The sequence below is a fragment of the Klebsiella sp. CB_Kp196 genome, from assembly GCF_040061575.1.
Lineage (GTDB): Bacteria > Pseudomonadota > Gammaproteobacteria > Enterobacterales > Enterobacteriaceae > Klebsiella > Klebsiella michiganensis.
Genome location: NZ_JBEAFH010000055.1, coordinates 62,323 through 78,038 on the forward strand (window position 1 = coordinate 62,323; position 15,716 = coordinate 78,038).

Genomic DNA, 15,716 nt, shown 5'->3' on the forward strand with positions numbered 1-15,716 from the left:
AATAAAAAGTTTAAATAATGTTAATGAATATGGTTATTACGCTGTAAATGTAGATTGCACGGTTCGTGCCAGCCAGAGGTAAAAATGCATAAATCGAGGTCGTCAACGAAATATCAATAAGTTACGAAAGACCGTTATTCACATAAAATGCATAAAAAGTGAATAAAAATACTAAAAGAGGCTTTTGCAGTGGAATAAAAAGAAAGATTATGCAGGGGTAAGATATAATTCTGTAATTGTGATCCTTGACGAAATTTATCGGCAATAATCGCCCTTTTTTGGCGCAACGCGTTCCAGAATGGTGCACAGTTTGTGCAAACAGGCTACCAACCGCTGCAATCGGCAGAATAAAGCGCCTTTGCGCAGCCAGCCCGGCGAATTTCTGCTACCATCCCTGCACTATTCACCTTGCACAGTGGCAGCGACTATGAAATTTGTCTCTTTTAATATCAACGGCCTGCGTGCCCGCCCGCATCAGCTGGCCGCCATCATCGATAAACACCAGCCCGACGTCATCGGCCTACAGGAAACCAAAGTTCACGACGATATGTTTCCTCTCGAAGAGGTGGCAAAGCTGGGCTATAACGTCTTTTATCACGGGCAGAAAGGCCATTACGGCGTCGCGCTGCTGACCAAAGAGACGCCGATCTCCGTGCGTCGCGGTTTCCCAAACGATGGTGAAGAGGCCCAGCGCCGCATCATCATGGCGGAAATCCCTTCCCCGTTTGGCAACGTGACGGTGATTAACGGCTATTTCCCGCAGGGCGAAAGTCGCGATCATGAAACCAAATTCCCGGCGAAGGCGGCGTTTTATCAGAACCTGCAAAACTACCTTGATACCGAACTGAATAAAGAGAATCCGGTACTGATCATGGGCGACATGAATATCAGCCCGACCGATCTCGATATCGGCATCGGTGAAGAGAACCGCAAGCGCTGGCTGCGTACCGGCAAGTGTTCCTTCCTGCCGGAAGAGCGCGAATGGATGGAGCGCCTGCTGAGCTGGGGCCTGGTGGATACTTACCGCCATGCGAATCCGCAGGATAACGAACACTTCTCGTGGTTCGACTATCGCTCTAAGGGCTTTGACGATAACCGCGGGCTGCGTATCGATCTGCTGCTGGCAAGCACCCCGCTGGCGCAGCGCTGCATCGAAACCGGCATCGACTACGAAATTCGCGCAATGGAAAAGCCGTCCGACCACGCGCCGGTATGGGCGACCTTTAAAGTCTAAATATTCCCTCCGTCAGGCTCTCCCGTCCGGAGAGCCTGAGCCATATCAAAAAAGCCGCCGTCAGAGATTGTGAACGGCGGCAAACTATTATACTGTCGCGCGCACTTCAGACCGCCCGCGCCATACAGGAGAACCCAATGCAAAAGAAGCCGTCATAAAGCAGAATATAAGCTGCTTTTTGTTGTGGTGATATTGAGCATTGTCGCCTGTATTATTCAGCAATCGGGTTTTGCCGGGCTGGTTACCCATTTTGATCGTCTGCGCGAAATGATCCGCCAGAGCGGCGCCTTCGGCTATACGCTCTATATTCTGCTGTTTATCGTCGCCACCCTTTTTTTGCTACCGGGCACTCTTTTAGTGATTGCCGGCGGGGTGATTTTCGGTCCGCTGGCGGGAACCTTGCTATCGCTGCTGGCGGCGACGCTCGCCTCCTCCGCGTCGTTTCTGTTCGCCCGCTGGCTGGGCCGCGAGCTGCTGCTTAAATACGTCGGGCAGACGGCGATTTTTCAGGCCATTGAAAAAGGCATCGCCCGTAGCGGCACCGATTTTTTAATTCTGACCCGGCTCATCCCGCTGTTTCCCTATAATGTACAGAACTACGCCTATGGCCTGACGGCGATTCCATTCTGGACGTTTACCTTTATTTCCGCCCTCACCACCTTGCCCGGCATATTTATCTATACGCTGATGGCCAGCGAGCTTATCCGCGAGGGTATCACCCCCCTGTTTATACTGAAGCTGACCCTCGCGGGGCTGGCTTTATTTGTCCTGATTCAGGCGGCGAAAAGATATGCCCGCTATCGGCGAATCGAGACATCACGGATACAGGCTCACGATGAAAAATAGCAACGCGCGCTACCGGATAGCCATCGGCATGACGCTGTTTGCGCTTCTGCTGGCATGGTGGCTGATACCCGGCGTCAATGAGTTTATGCAGCGCAGCCTCGCCGCTTTTGCCACACTCGATCAGCAGGCTATTGAACGCTTTATCGACTCCTGGGGCCCGCAGGCGGCGCTGGTCTCCTTCGCCCTGATGATTTTGCAGGCGATTATCGCCCCGCTTCCCGCCTTCCTGATCACCTTCGCTAACGCTTCCTTGTTCGGCGCCTTCTGGGGCGGCGCGCTGTCGTGGGTGAGCGCGATGGCCGGCGCGGCGCTGTGCTTTTTTATCGCCAGAGCGCTCGGCCGCGACGCGGTGGAAAAGCTCACCGGCAAGAGCGTACTGCAGAGTACGGATGGCTTTTTTACCCGCTACGGCAAACACACCATATTAATCTGCCGTCTGCTCCCTTTCGTTCCCTTCGACCCGGTGAGCTACGCCGCCGGGCTGACGTCAATGCGCTTTCGCCACTTTATGCTGGCCACCGGTCTCGGCCAGCTGCCCGCGACGATAGTCTATTCGTGGACCGGCAGCCTGCTGACCGGCGGCACATTCTGGCTGGTGACCGGTTTATCGATCCTGTTTGCGCTGGCGATTGTGGTGGTCGTCGCGAAAGCGCTCTATCTTGAACAACAAAAGAGGCGTTCACGATGAGCTTACCCCCTCTGAAGTCTATTCCGCTGATTCTTCGCCCGCAGGCCTGGCTGCATCGTCGCCACTACGGCGAGGTGCTCAGCCCTATCCGCTGGTGGGGCCGTATTCCGCTGGTGTTTTACCTGGTGTCGATGTTCGTCGGCTATCTGGAACGCAAGCGTTCGCCCCTCGATCCGGTGCTGAGATCGCTGGTCAGCGCCCGCGTCGCGCAGCTGTGCCTGTGCGAGTTTTGCATTGATATCACCAATATGAAGCTGGCGGAACGCAGCGGCGGCAGCGCTAAGCTGCTGGCGGTCGCCGAATGGCGGAACAGCGCGCTGTTCAGCGACCGCGAGCGGCTGGCGCTGGAGTATGCCGAGGCGGCCAGCATGACGCCGCCGGTGGTCGACGATGCGCTGCGCGACAGGCTGGCAGGCCAGTTTGACGCCCGCGCGCTCACCGAACTCACGGCGCTGATCGGTTTACAAAACCTGTCGGCGCGCTTTAATTCGGCCATGGCGATCCCCGCCCAGGGATTGTGCCGGATCCCAACCGATTCAAAACCATAAGGAGTGGTTATGCGCAGTGTGCTGGTCTTCGCTTTGCTGTTGCTCTCCCCGCTGGCCGCCAGCGCCGGCTGGCAATCCCTACAACAAGAAGCCCGCGGCCAGACGGTGTGGTTTAACGCCTGGGGCGGCGATCCGGCGGTGAACCGCTATCTCGACTGGGTCAGCGGTGAGGTAAAGCGCGACTACGCTATCGACCTGCGTATCGTGCATATTGCGGATGCCGCCGACGCGGTGAAGCGCATCCAGACCGAAGCCCGCGCCGGACGCAGTAAAGGCGGTTCCATCGATCTGCTGTGGGTCAACGGCGAAAACTTCCGCACCCTGAAAAACGCCAGGCTGCTGCAAACCCGGTGGGCGGAAACCCTGCCCAACTGGCGCTTTGTCGATACGCAAAAGCCGGTGCGCGAGGATTTCTCTATCCCCACCGACGGCGCCGAGTCGCCGTGGGGCGGCGCGCAGCTCACTTTTATCGCCCGCCGCTCACAAACGCCCGACGGGCCCACCACTCCGCAGGCGCTGCTGGCTTTCGCCGCCGCGCATCCCGGCAGCGTCACCTATCCGCGTCCGCCGGATTTTACCGGTACCGCGTTTCTTGAACAGCTGCTGCTGACGCTGACTCCGCGGCCCGCCGCGCTACGCCAGCCGCCTGAGGAGGCCACCTTCGCCGCCGTGACCGCGCCGCTGTGGCACTATCTTGATCGGCTTCACCCCCTGCTGTGGCGCCAGGGCCGCGACTTCCCGGCTTCGCCCGCCCGCATGGATGCCATGCTTAAAAATGGGACCCTCAGGCTGTCCATCACCTTTAACCCGCTGCACGCGCAGCAAAAAGCGGTCAGCGGCGAGCTGCCGAAAGACAGCTACGGTTTCGGCTTCCGCGAGGGGATGCTTGGCAACGTCCACTTTGTGGCGATCCCGGCCAATGCCCGGGCGACGGCGGGGGCGAAAGTGGTCGCGAATTTTCTGCTCTCGCCGCAGGCCCAGCTGCGCAAGGCCGACCCGACGGTGTGGGGCGACCCCAGCGTGCTGGATCCGGCGAAATTAACCGAGACTGAGCGGCAGGCCTTTAACGCCGTTGTGCCGCAGAATATGCCGCCGATGCTGGGTGAACCGCACGCGGCCTGGGTTGACGCGCTGGAGCAGGAATGGCTGCGCCGCTACGGCACGCACTAAGGCTGCTGGCCTGGGCCGCCGTCGCGCTGATCTATCTGCCGCTGCTGCCGGCCGCTGCGCTGATGGCGCTTCCGGCGCTCCGCCGCGCGCGCTGGCTGTCGCTGTTTGCCGACCCGCAATTCAGCCAGGCGCTGGCGGCGACTCTCGTCTCAACCCTGCTATCGGTTGGCGGCGCGCTGATCATCACGCTCACCGTCGTGGCCGCACTCTGGCCGTCGGGCGGCTGGCGGCGGCTGGCCGCAAGGCTCCCTCTGCTGCTGGCGGTACCTCACGTGGCCTTCGCCACCGCAGCCCTGCTGCTCTTCGCCGATGGCGGCTGGCTCCCGCGCCTGTTGCCCTTTTTTACCCCGCCGGTTGACCGCTACGGCATTGGACTGGGCCTGACGATGGCGCTCAAAGAGAGCGCGTTTCTGCTGTGGGTGGTTTATGGCCTGTTAGGCGAGAAACGCCTGGCCGGACAGGCGACGGTATTAAAAAGCCTCGGCTACGGACGCTGGCAGTGCCTGAAATGGTTAGTCTTGCCCACGCTGCTTCCGGCGCTGTCGATAGCGCTGCTGGCCACCGCCGCCTGGAGCCTTTCGGCGGTCGACGTCGCTCTGGTGATTGGCCCGGGTAACCCGCCGACGCTGGCGGTGCTGGCCTGGCAATGGTTAAGCCAGGGCGATGAGATCCAGCAGGCGAAAGGCGCCCTCGCCAGCCTGGTACTGCTGCTGACGCTGGCCATCATGGCGCTGGCGGCGTGGGGAGTCTGGCGTCTCTGGCGACGGCGGATCCCGCAGGTTCAGGGGATCCGCCACCCGCAGCCGCGGGTGCTCACCGGGAAAAGCTTCGCCCTTCTTCTGCCGCTGTGCGGCGTGGCCTGCGCCCTGCTGCTTGCCGCGGCGGCGCAGAATAGCCAGCCGGTCAGCGATAGCGTCGGCAACAGCCTGTGGCTTGGACTCTGCTCAGCGTCGCTCGGCGCGGTTATCTGCCTGCTGTGGCTGGCGTCTGGCCCTTCCCGTTTCGACGGATGGATCTGGCTGCCGCTGATTTTACCGGCGCTGCCGCTGGTAGACGGCCAATATCAGCTGGCGCTGTATACGTGGCTGGACGGCGAGTGGGTCGCCGTTTTATGGGGGCACCTGCTGTGGGTCGTGCCGTGGATGCTGTTTATTCTGCGTCCCGCGTGGCGCGCTCGCGACCCGCGCATGGAGCTGCTCGCCCGCACCCTCGGCTGGCAACGAGGCCGCATCTTCTGGCTGGTTACCTTACCCGCCCTGACGCGTCCTCTGCTGACCGCGCTGGCGGTGGGCTTTTCGGTAAGCATCGCGCAATATCTGCCGACGTTATGGCTGGGGGGCGGACGGTTCCCGACGCTCACCAGCGAAGCCGTCGCGCTGAGCAGCGGCGGCGAGACGTCCACTCTGGCCGCGCAGGCGCTATGGCAGCTACTGCTGCCGGCGCTGTTTTTTGCCGCCACCGCGCTGCTGGCCTGGCTGACCGGCCGCTATCGACAAGGATTACGCTAATGTTGATCGTCAAAAACCTGACTCTCAGCCTCAACGGAGAGCCGCTGCTGCGCAACGTCGACTTTTCCGTTGCTCCCGGCGAGATACTGACCCTGATGGGGCCCTCGGGCAGCGGTAAATCAACCCTGTTCGCCTGGATGGTCGGCGCGCTGGCGGAGAATTTTCGCGCCGCCGGCGAGCTGTGGCTGGATAACCAGCGCTGCGACAGTTTACCCACCGAGCGACGGCGCATCGGCATCCTGTTCCAGGACGCGCTGCTGTTCGACCACTTCAGCGTCGGGCAAAATTTACTGCTGGCGCTTGCCGCTGACGTCCGCGGCCCCCAGCGCAAAGCCCAGGTCGAACAGGCGCTGGAGCGCGCCGGTCTGGCGGGGTTTTATACGCGCGATCCGGCCACCCTTTCCGGCGGCCAGCGGGCGCGGGTCAGCCTGCTGCGCGCCCTGCTGGCCCGACCGCGGGCGCTGCTGTTGGATGAGCCGTTTAACCGCCTCGACGTTGCGCTGCGCGCCGATTTTCGCCGCTGGGTGTTCAACGAACTGGCGCGGCAGGCGATCCCCGCGGTGCTGGTCACGCATGATGACCAGGATACGCCCACCGGCGGACGCTGTTTGCATATGGGGCTCTGGCAATGAAAGCCTGCGCTATCGCAAAGAATTCTCCGCGTTGTTCGCGGAGAATTGCCGCTCAATTTTCTACTGCCGGGCATTTCGATGAAACGTGTTTCTCAATTGACCGCACTCGCCCTGCTGATGGGGCTTGCTGCTGCTTCCACCTCCGCCGCTGACACCATGCCAACGCTAACGCTTTCCACGCTGCAACAGCACAACGGCGTCGCTATTGACACGCGCCTTAGCGCTTTCTATAACGGTTGGCCGCAAGGCGCCAACGGCCCTCAGGGCCATGAACCGCAGGCGCTCAACCTCGCCGCCAGCTGGCTTGGCTCGCTGAACGATGAACAGCTGAGCGCCTGGGCTAAGCTGCACAATCTGCAGGCCTCTACGCCGATTGCGCTGTACGGCAACGCCGACGACAACGCGAAAGTCGCGGCGCGCCTTAAGGCGGCAGGTTTCACTCACCTCAGCTCGCTCGGCGACGCCCTGAGCCAGGCGGACCGCCTGCAGAAGCTGCCGCATTTTGAACAGCTGGTGTATCCGCAGTGGCTGCACGACCTCCAGCAGGGTAAACCGGTCACCGCCGCGCCTGCCGGGCACTGGAAGGTGTTCGAGGCCGCCTGGGGCGCGCCGAAGTTTTATCTGCTGAGCCATATTCCGGGCGCCGGGTATATCGATACCAACGAGGTGGAGAGCGAGCCGCTATGGAATAAAGTCTCCGACGCGCAGCTTAAAGCGATGCTGGCAAAACACGGTATTCGCCATGACACCACGGTGATTTTGTACGGTCGCGACGTGTATGCCGCCGCCCGCGTGGCGCAGATCATGCTCTACGCCGGGGTGAAGGATGTGCGCCTGCTCGACGGCGGCTGGAAAACCTGGTCCGACGCCGGGCTGCCGGTCGAGCGCGGAACGCCGCCGAAGCAGAAGCCCGAGCCGGAGTTCGGCGCGCCGATCCCGGGTCAGCCGCAGCTGATGCTCAATACCGAGCAGGCTCGCGCCCTGCTGCACCGTCAGGACGCCTCGCTGGTGAGCATTCGTTCCTGGCCGGAGTTTATCGGCACCACCAGCGGCTACAGCTATATCAAGCCGATGGGGGAGATTGCCGGGGCCCGCTGGGGTCATGCCGGAAGCGACTCCACCCATATGGAGGATTTCCATAATCCGGACGGCACCATGCGTAGCGCAGATGATATCGCCGCGATGTGGAAATCATGGAATATTCTGCCGAACCAGCAGGTCTCTTTTTACTGCGGTACCGGCTGGCGCGCCTCAGAAACCTTTATGTACGCCCGGGCGATGGGCTGGAACAACGTCTCGGTCTACGACGGCGGCTGGTACGAGTGGAGCAGCAACCCGAAAAACCCGGTCTCGCGCGGGGAACGCGGCCCGGAAAGCAGTATGTAATTCGCCTGTTGGCCATATGCACCGCCGGGAAGCATCCTTCCCGGCGCATTTCCCGAAGACGGCGCTGGCGCACCGGACCGCTGACGACTGCGGCCCCGTAGCCCGGCTAAGCGCAGCGCGAGCCGGGAAAAAACCGCCCATCAATCTCTTACCTGCTTCAGGGTAAGGTATCCGCTCCACACCCGCGTAAAGGTCGTCAGCCAGCACAGTGCGCCAAACATCCACGCCAGCCACGCAAACCACGCCGGAAACAGGCAGCTCAGCACAAACAGCGCGATAGTTTCCGTCCCTTCCGTCAGCCCGCCGAGATAATAAAACGATTTGTGGGCGTAGCCCGGATTATCGATTTGATGCTTAGCCGCCAGCGCGGCAAAGGCGAGAAAGCTGCTGCCGGTGCCGATAAACGCGAACAGCAGCCAGCCGCCCGCCAGCGCGTTGTGCGTCGGATCGGCAAGAATAAAGCCAAACGGCACCAGGGCGTAAAACAGGAAATCGAGCGAAATATCGAGAAAACCGCCCGCATCGGTCAATCCGCGTCGCCGGGCCAGCGCGCCGTCCAGGCCATCCAGCAGGCGATTGAGCACGATCGCCGCCAGCGCCGCCGGATACCAGCCCAGGGCTAAAAACGGCAGCGCCAGCACGCCAATCGCAAAGCCAAAGAGCGTCAGGCCATCGGGAGAGATAGCCGGACGATCCAGCAGGGCGGCGGCGGCGTTGAGGACAGGTTTCAGGCGGGGATGCAAATGACGGTCAAGCACAAAGTCTCTCCAGTGAATTCAGGGTTGTTTGACGGGGACAAGGACGGTGATAATAGGCCATTATCCCGTACAGAACGATGATTCACATGCTAAAAACCCTTGATGTTGTTGCCGCCATTATCGAACGCAACGGGCAAATTCTGCTGGCGCAGCGGCCGCCCCACGCGGATCAGCCGGGAATGTGGGAACTGGCCGGCGGTAAAGTCGAACCCGGCGAAACCCAGGCCCAGGCGCTGGCGCGCGAGCTCCAGGAGGAGCTGGCGATCGACGCCCGGCCGGAATGCTACATCGCCAGCCACCAGCGCGAAGTGTCCGCCCGCCTGATACATCTTCACGCCTGGTGGGTTCCGCATTTTAACGGCGAACCCATCGCCCGCTACCACAGCCATCTGCGCTGGTGTTCACCGCAGGAGGCGTTAACCTTCCCTCTTGCGCCAGCCGATATTCCCCTGCTCGAAGCCTTTATCGCCCAGCGCGCCGCTCTCCATTCCCGCTAATTTTATCGGGTGGTTGTCATCGTTTTTGATTATGACCACCGCCTGATTATAAATTTTGCTTTCTGAACAATTTTTCCTTGCTTAACTAACGATTTCCGATGGTATAGTCGGAAAATCGGCTTTTTCAAGGGCCGAATCATAATAAATAGACGCAACCACAACCATAAGGGGAACTTATATCTATGGATCAGACGTGCACTCTGGAAGGTTTTCTCGCCCGCGTTCAACAGCGCGATCCAAATCAAACTGAATTTGCTCAGGCGGTCCGCGAGGTGATGACCACCCTGTGGCCATTCCTTGAGGAAAATCCGCGCTATCGTCAGATGAATTTGCTGGAACGTCTGGTTGAACCGGAGCGTGCTATCCAGTTCCGCGTCGTTTGGGTTGATGACCGCAATCAGGTTCAGGTTAACCGCGCCTGGCGCGTGCAGTTCAACTCCGCCATCGGCCCGTATAAGGGCGGTATGCGTTTCCATCCCTCTGTAAACCTGTCGATTCTGAAATTCCTCGGCTTTGAACAAACCTTCAAAAACGCCCTCACCACCCTGCCTATGGGCGGCGGTAAAGGCGGCAGCGACTTCGATCCTAAAGGAAAAAGCGATGGCGAAGTGATGCGTTTCTGCCAGTCGCTGATGACTGAGCTGTATCGCCACCTCGGTCCGGATACCGACGTGCCGGCCGGTGATATCGGCGTGGGCGGTCGTGAAGTGGGCTTTATGGCCGGAATGATGCGTAAGCTCTCCAACAACAGCGCCTGCGTCTTCACCGGTAAAGGCCTCTCCTTCGGCGGCAGCCTGATTCGTCCGGAAGCCACCGGTTACGGATTGATTTACTTCACCGAAGCGATGCTTAAGCGCCACGGTTTGGGCTTTGAAGGGGCTCGCGTCGCGGTGTCCGGGTCGGGCAACGTGGCGCAGTACGCGATTGAGAAAGCCATGGAGCTCGGCGCCCGGGTGATTACGGCTTCCGACTCCAACGGTACCGTGGTTGACGAATCTGGCTTCACCAAAGAAAAACTGGCGCGCCTGATCGACATTAAAGAGCGCTGCCACGGCCGCGTGGCGGATTACGCGCGCGAGTTCGGCCTGACCTACCTTGAAGGTAAGCAGCCGTGGTCCGTGCCGGTGGATATCGCTCTGCCGTGCGCCACGCAGAACGAGCTGGACGTCGACGCTGCCCGCCAGCTGATTGCCAACGGCGTGAAGGCCGTCGCGGAAGGCGCCAACATGCCAACCACTATCGCGGCGACCGATCTGTTCCTCGAAGCGGGCGTGCTGTTCGCGCCGGGTAAAGCGGCCAACGCCGGCGGCGTCGCCACTTCAGGACTGGAAATGGCGCAGAACGCCGCGCGTATGGGCTGGAAAGCGGAGAAAGTGGATGCCCGTCTGCACCATATCATGCTGGATATCCACCACGCCTGCGTTGAATACGGCGGTGAAGCGAAGCAGACCAACTACGTACGCGGCGCGAATATCGCCGGTTTCGTGAAGGTTGCTGACGCTATGCTGGCGCAGGGTGTTATTTAAGTCCATTCGCTGAATGAACCCCTGTATATGGGTTCGGAGCATAATTGAAAAACCCCGGTTTCCCGGGGTTTTTTATTGCGGACTTTCCGCCGCAGGGCCGGCGGCGCTTTTTTTATCTTTCGCTTTGGCTCTGCCTTTCCCCTTACTAAAGCTCTTCTTGCCGTCGCCCGGGGCCACAATTCCGCGGAAGCGGCGTACCGGCGTGCTCCTGGCCTGGTCGATAAGCTGGAACAGGGTACCGACCAGCGGCTGCATAAAGTCCTGATAGCGGCACTGCTTCTCGCTGATTTGCGTCAGAATAGATTCCCAGTGGGCGGTCATATCCGGGCGCGTCGCCATTTCAGGCAAAGAGTGAAACAGCGCCTTCCCGGCGTCAGTGGAGTGGATATAGCGCCCTTTCTTGGTTAAGAAGCCGCGTTTGAACAACAGTTCGATAATCCCGGCGCGGGTTGCCTCCGTACCGAGGCCGTCCGTTGCGCGCAGGATCTTCTTCAGGTCTTTATCCTGCACAAAGCGGGCAATACCGGTCATCGCCGATAGCAGCGTCGCATCGGTAAAATGACGCGGCGGCTGGGTCTGACGCTCCACCACTTCGCCTTTTTCGCACAGCAGCTCGTCATCCTTTGCCACCACCGGCAGCGGCATGCCGTCGTTCTCTTCATCGCGCTCTTTATTGCCCAGCAGGGTTCGCCAGCCCGCTTCCGCCAGAAAACGCGCTTTGGCAACGAACTTGCCGTTGGCGATATCGAGATCGATCTGGCATTTGCGGAACACCGCATCCGGGCAGAACTGCATCAGATACTGGCGGGCAATCAGGCCGTAAACCTTTTCTTCGTTGTCGCTGAGTTTAACCTGCGAACTGCGGGCGGTCGGAATAATCGCGTGGTGGGCATCGACCTTTTTATCGTCCCAGCAGCGGTTACGGATCTCCGGATCCACCACCGGCTGCGGCAGCAGATCCGCCGCGTGCACGCCGATCGCGTTCAGCACCGCATGGCGCCCGGCAAAATGCTCCTCCGGCAGATAGCGGCTATCCGAACGCGGATAGGTAATCAGCTTATGGGTTTCGTACAGCTTCTGGCAGATATCCAGCACGTTCTGCGCGCTAAAGCCGAAGCGCTTCGCGGCTTCAATCTGCAGCGCCGAGAGGGAGAATGGCAGCGGCGCTGGCTCAGAGTCCCGCTTATCGTTATAAGCGGTGACCGTCGCCGGCTGGCCCTCAATGCGCTTGACGACGTGCCCGGCAAGCGAGCGATGCAGCAGTCGCCCCTCTTCATCCTGGTACGGTTCACAGGCCTCGCTGGGCACCCAGGTGGCGACAAAACGCTCATCCTTGGGGGTAACGATATGCGCCTTGACGTCGAAGAAGTCTTTAGCGACGAAGTTTTCAATCTCTTCATCGCGGCGTACCACCAGGCCAAGCACCGGCGTTTGCACGCGCCCGACCGAGAGTACCCCCTGGTAACCCGCGTTACGGCCAAGGATGGTGTACGCGCGGGTCATATTGATCCCGTATAGCCAGTCGGCGCGGGCGCGGGCCAGCGCGGAGACGCACAGCGGAACAAATTCGCTGTTGGCGCGCAGGCGGTTAATCGCCCGCTCCACCGCCTGCGGGTTAAGATCGTTAATCAGACAGCGCTGCACCTGCTGACGCTTTTCCGGCGCCAGCTGCAGGTAGTCAAGTACCTCATCCACCAGCAGCTGCCCCTCTCTGTCCGGGTCACCCGCATGAATGACTTCCTGCGCATCGCCGAGCAGACGCTTAATCACGTTAAGCTGTTTGGTCACCGACGGTTTAGGCTGCAGCTGCCACTTTTCCGGCACGATAGGCAAGTCGAGCAGGTTCCAGCGCGCATAGCGCGCATCGTAGACGTCGGGCTGGGCCTGCTCCAGCAGGTGGCCGATGCACCACGTGACCACCTGCCCGTTACCGCACTCAATGTAGCCGTCGCCTTTGCGATGCGGTTTTGGCAGCACATCGGCGATGGCGCGACCGAGACTCGGTTTTTCTGCAATAAACAGCCGCATGAAATCAACGGATCTCGATCATGGGGCGTCCGCCGCGGGCGGTAACCAGCTCGCCGATAGCGGTAAGCGTGATACCAAACTCAGCGGCGGCAGCCTGCACCTCAGCCTCGGCTTCCGGCGTTACCGCCAGCAGCAGACCGCCGGAGGTTTGCGGATCGCACAGCAGATCGCGCCACGCTGGCGGCATGTCGCCCATCAAATGGCCGTAGCTGGCAAAGTTACGCCCGGTACCGCCCGGCACCGCACCCGCCGCGATGTAGGCTTCGACGCCGGGCAATTTCGGGATATCCGCATAGGTAAGCTGCGCCTGTACGCCCGCGCCGCGGCACACTTCGCTCAGGTGGCCCAGAAGCCCGAAGCCGGTGACGTCGGTCATCGCCTTCACGCCGTCAATGTTGGCGAACGCCGAGCCGACGAGGTTCATCTGGCACATGGTTTCCGTCGCCAGCCCCTGGTGCTCAGGCTTCAGCAGCGACTTTTTCTCCGCGGTGGTCAGCACGCCAATACCCAGCGGTTTAGTGAGATACAGCTTGCAGCCGGCCTGCGCGGTGCTGTTTTTCTTCACCCGCTCGGTCGGGACGACGCCGGTCACGGCAAGCCCGAAAATGGGTTCCGGAGCGTCAATGGAGTGGCCGCCGGCAAGCGCGATCCCCGCCTGCTGGCAGGCAAAGCGCCCGCCCTCAACCACCTGACGGGCAATTTCCGGCGCCAGGGTATTGATGGGCCAGCCGAGAATAGCGATCGCCATAATCGGCTTACCGCCCATGGCGAAAATATCGCTGATGGCGTTGGTCGCCGCAATGCGCCCAAAGTCGAACGGGTTGTCGACGATCGGCATAAAAAAATCGGTAGTACTGACGATCGACGTGCCGTTACCGAGATCGTAGACCGCGGCATCATCGCTGGTTTCGTTGCCCACCAGCAGATTCGGGTCGATAAATTTGGCCTGGTCGCTTTGCAGGATAGTTTCCAGCACCTTAGGGGAAATTTTACACCCGCAACCGGCTCCGTGGCTGTATTGCGTTAAACGAATGGCTTGCTCGCTCATGGACATCTCCTGTCATTGCAATCCCGATATGGTAGCGCCCAAATGGCGGAGTGGTAAGTGCGACAGTCCGAAATCGCGTATGGTTGCTCATTAAGCAGACAAAAAACCGATTTTGCGATGCGGCCCCGCTTTTTCAACGTAATTTTACCCTTTACTAAAAAATGACAGAAATATGACAAGCATAAATTCTGTTTTCTCTGGACATATAACAACGTAAGGAAGTTTTCATGAAAAAGCGTGTTCTCGCCGTTTGCCTGGCCAGTCTCTTCTCCCTTAACGCTTTCGCCCTGGTTCCCGCCGGTAACGACGTCACCACAAAACCCGATCTCTACTACCTGACCAACGCCCAGGCCATCGACAGCCTGACGCTGCTGCCGCCGCCGCCGGAAGTGGGCAGTATCGCGTTTTTAAACGATCAGGCGATGTATGAGAAAGGCCGTCTGCTGCGCGGCACCGAGCGCGGTAAGCTGGCGGTTGAAGACGCCAACCTGAGCGGCGGCGGCGTCGCCAACGCCTTCTCCGGCGCCTTCGGCTCGCCCATTACCGCCAAAGATGCGCCGGAGCTGCACAAGCTGCTCACCAACATGATTGAAGATGCCGGCGACCTGGCGACGCGAGGAGCGAAGGAGAAGTACATGCGCATTCGCCCATTTGCGTTTTATGGCGTCGCCACCTGTAACACCAAGGAACAGGATACGCTGTCGAAAAACGGCTCCTACCCCTCCGGCCACACCTCTATCGGCTGGGCCACCGCGCTGGTGCTGGCTGAGATTAATCCCCAGCGGCAAAATGAAATCCTTAAGCGCGGCTTTGAGCTCGGCGAGAGCCGGGTGATCTGCGGCTATCACTGGCAGAGCGACGTAGACGCGGCGCGTATCGTCGGTTCGGCGGTCGTCGCCACGCTGCATACCAATCCGGCCTTCCAGCAGCAGCTTCAGAAAGCGAAAGACGAATTCGCGAAACGACAGAAGTAACATCGTCGCCGTTGAATGCCCGGAGGCGGCGTCTGAAACGCTCTGCCTCGGCTACGGGTTCCCAGCCGTCCGCGGTTTGGTAGTCCGGACTGGTGCGCCAGCACCGCCTCCGGGAAAGGTGTCAAGTCTGATACACTGACACTGCTTCCACCCGGCTCGCGCTGCGCTTAGCCGGGCTACTTCCCCCGAGGAGGCGGTGAGCCGGGCCCGCCCGGCATAACGAGAACGGACTCAGAAGCGCGTCACGAACGGCGCGGTATCCGGCAAAGCGATGGTGGTTGACGCTTTGAGCTGCGGGGTCCCCAGATAGAGAAAGCCCACGATCTTATCCTGCTCGCGGCAGGCAAACCCTTCGCGTACAACCGGGCTTTCGGTTAACGCGCCGCTGCGCCAGATGCCGTTAAACCCCTGCGCCACGGCCGCCATCTGCATGGCCATCACCGCACAGCCCGCCGACATCTCTTGCTCCCACTTTGGCACCTTCGGATGATCTTCACAGTGCGCCACCACCGCAATGATCAGCGGCGCGCGAAACGGCGCGCTGCGCGCTTTTTCAATCGCTTTTTCATCTCCCCCTGCCGCCACCGCGCCTTTTTCCAGCAGCTGGCTGAAGCGCTCGCGCCCTTCATCGGCAATAATGAAGAAGCGCCACGGCTGCAGCGTCCCGTGGTCCGGCGCGCGCAGGCCAGCGCGAAGGATGTTTTCCAGCTGTTCGCCCGCCGGAGCCGGGTCGGTCAGACGTGAAGCGCTGCGGCGATTAACCAGTAGTTCGAGAGCATCCATCTGTATAACTCCTGTGATGTGATTTTTCATAAAATTAACATGCGCAAGGATTTTGTTACAGCCCAACGGGTGATTCCTGCTGACAACCGA

At 60.3% G+C, this 15,716-nt stretch carries 15 protein-coding genes; 11 read left to right on the forward strand and 4 right to left on the reverse strand.

Features of this window, described 5'->3' with window-relative positions:
* The first annotated feature begins 427 nt into the window (after positions 1–427).
* From xthA to ABLU87_RS19710, 8 genes are all read left to right on the forward strand, one after another.
* Positions 428–1,234, forward strand: a complete 807-nt coding sequence (gene xthA / locus ABLU87_RS19675; RefSeq protein WP_014228976.1) for an exodeoxyribonuclease III — start codon at positions 428–430, stop codon at positions 1,232–1,234.
* A gap of 183 nt (positions 1,235–1,417) precedes the next feature.
* Positions 1,418–2,080, forward strand: a complete 663-nt coding sequence (locus tag ABLU87_RS19680; protein ID WP_032692748.1) for a TVP38/TMEM64 family protein — start codon at positions 1,418–1,420, stop codon at positions 2,078–2,080.
* Positions 2,070–2,768 carry a TVP38/TMEM64 family protein gene (locus tag ABLU87_RS19685; protein ID WP_014838194.1) on the forward strand — a complete coding sequence of 233 codons (699 nt, stop codon included), beginning with the start codon at positions 2,070–2,072 and terminating at the stop codon, positions 2,766–2,768. Before ABLU87_RS19680 ends, ABLU87_RS19685 begins: the two co-directional genes overlap by 11 nt.
* Complete coding sequence (locus tag ABLU87_RS19690; RefSeq protein WP_042944930.1) at positions 2,765–3,316, forward strand: carboxymuconolactone decarboxylase family protein; 552 nt, start codon at positions 2,765–2,767, stop codon at positions 3,314–3,316. Before ABLU87_RS19685 ends, ABLU87_RS19690 begins: the two co-directional genes overlap by 4 nt.
* Positions 3,317–3,325: 9 nt before the next feature.
* Entirely contained in the window at positions 3,326–4,486 is a 1,161-nt protein-coding gene (locus ABLU87_RS19695; RefSeq protein ID WP_049070247.1) for an ABC transporter substrate-binding protein, read from the forward strand.
* Complete coding sequence (locus ABLU87_RS19700; protein ID WP_122116717.1) at positions 4,459–5,994, forward strand: ABC transporter permease subunit; 1,536 nt, start codon at positions 4,459–4,461, stop codon at positions 5,992–5,994. Before ABLU87_RS19695 ends, ABLU87_RS19700 begins: the two co-directional genes overlap by 28 nt.
* Positions 5,994–6,626 (forward strand): ATP-binding cassette domain-containing protein, encoded by a 633-nt coding sequence (locus tag ABLU87_RS19705; protein WP_109240958.1) that lies wholly within the window; start codon positions 5,994–5,996, stop codon positions 6,624–6,626. Before ABLU87_RS19700 ends, ABLU87_RS19705 begins: the two co-directional genes overlap by 1 nt.
* 78 nt (positions 6,627–6,704) lie before the next feature.
* Complete coding sequence (locus ABLU87_RS19710; protein ID WP_032750157.1) at positions 6,705–8,012, forward strand: rhodanese-like domain-containing protein; 1,308 nt, start codon at positions 6,705–6,707, stop codon at positions 8,010–8,012.
* A 140-nt stretch (positions 8,013–8,152) separates the two neighbouring features.
* Here ABLU87_RS19710 and ABLU87_RS19715 read toward each other — a convergent pair whose 3' ends face one another.
* Positions 8,153–8,770 carry a CDP-alcohol phosphatidyltransferase family protein gene (locus tag ABLU87_RS19715; protein ID WP_025106957.1) on the reverse strand — a complete coding sequence of 206 codons (618 nt, stop codon included), beginning with the start codon at positions 8,768–8,770 and terminating at the stop codon, positions 8,153–8,155.
* A gap of 86 nt (positions 8,771–8,856) precedes the next feature.
* Here ABLU87_RS19715 and ABLU87_RS19720 point away from each other — a divergent pair, with 86 nt between their 5' ends.
* Together ABLU87_RS19720 and gdhA are read left to right on the forward strand one after the other, a co-directional pair.
* A complete protein-coding gene (locus ABLU87_RS19720) occupies positions 8,857–9,267 on the forward strand; it encodes a pyrimidine (deoxy)nucleoside triphosphate diphosphatase (protein WP_109240985.1) in 411 nt (136 codons plus the stop codon).
* Positions 9,268–9,449: 182 nt separating this feature from the next.
* Complete coding sequence (gene gdhA, locus ABLU87_RS19725; protein ID WP_004850048.1) at positions 9,450–10,793, forward strand: NADP-specific glutamate dehydrogenase; 1,344 nt, start codon at positions 9,450–9,452, stop codon at positions 10,791–10,793.
* Positions 10,794–10,865: 72 nt separating this feature from the next.
* On the opposite strand, the gene ABLU87_RS19730 is transcribed toward gdhA, so the two are convergent.
* Complete coding sequence (locus tag ABLU87_RS19730; protein ID WP_122116718.1) at positions 10,866–12,821, reverse strand: DNA topoisomerase III; 1,956 nt, start codon at positions 12,819–12,821, stop codon at positions 10,866–10,868.
* Positions 12,822–12,825: 4 nt separating this feature from the next.
* Positions 12,826–13,869, reverse strand: coding sequence for a selenide, water dikinase SelD (selD, locus tag ABLU87_RS19735; RefSeq protein WP_014228965.1), 1,044 nt, complete (start codon positions 13,867–13,869; stop codon positions 12,826–12,828).
* Between the two features lie 227 nt (positions 13,870–14,096).
* Here selD and phoC point away from each other — a divergent pair, with 227 nt between their 5' ends.
* Positions 14,097–14,843, forward strand: coding sequence for an acid phosphatase PhoC (gene phoC, locus ABLU87_RS19740; RefSeq protein ID WP_032749502.1), 747 nt, complete (start codon positions 14,097–14,099; stop codon positions 14,841–14,843).
* Between the two features lie 231 nt (positions 14,844–15,074).
* Here phoC and ABLU87_RS19745 read toward each other — a convergent pair whose 3' ends face one another.
* Complete coding sequence (locus ABLU87_RS19745) at positions 15,075–15,626, reverse strand: NAD(P)H nitroreductase (protein ID WP_038424334.1); 552 nt, start codon at positions 15,624–15,626, stop codon at positions 15,075–15,077.
* Between the last annotated feature and the right edge of the window lie 90 nt (positions 15,627–15,716).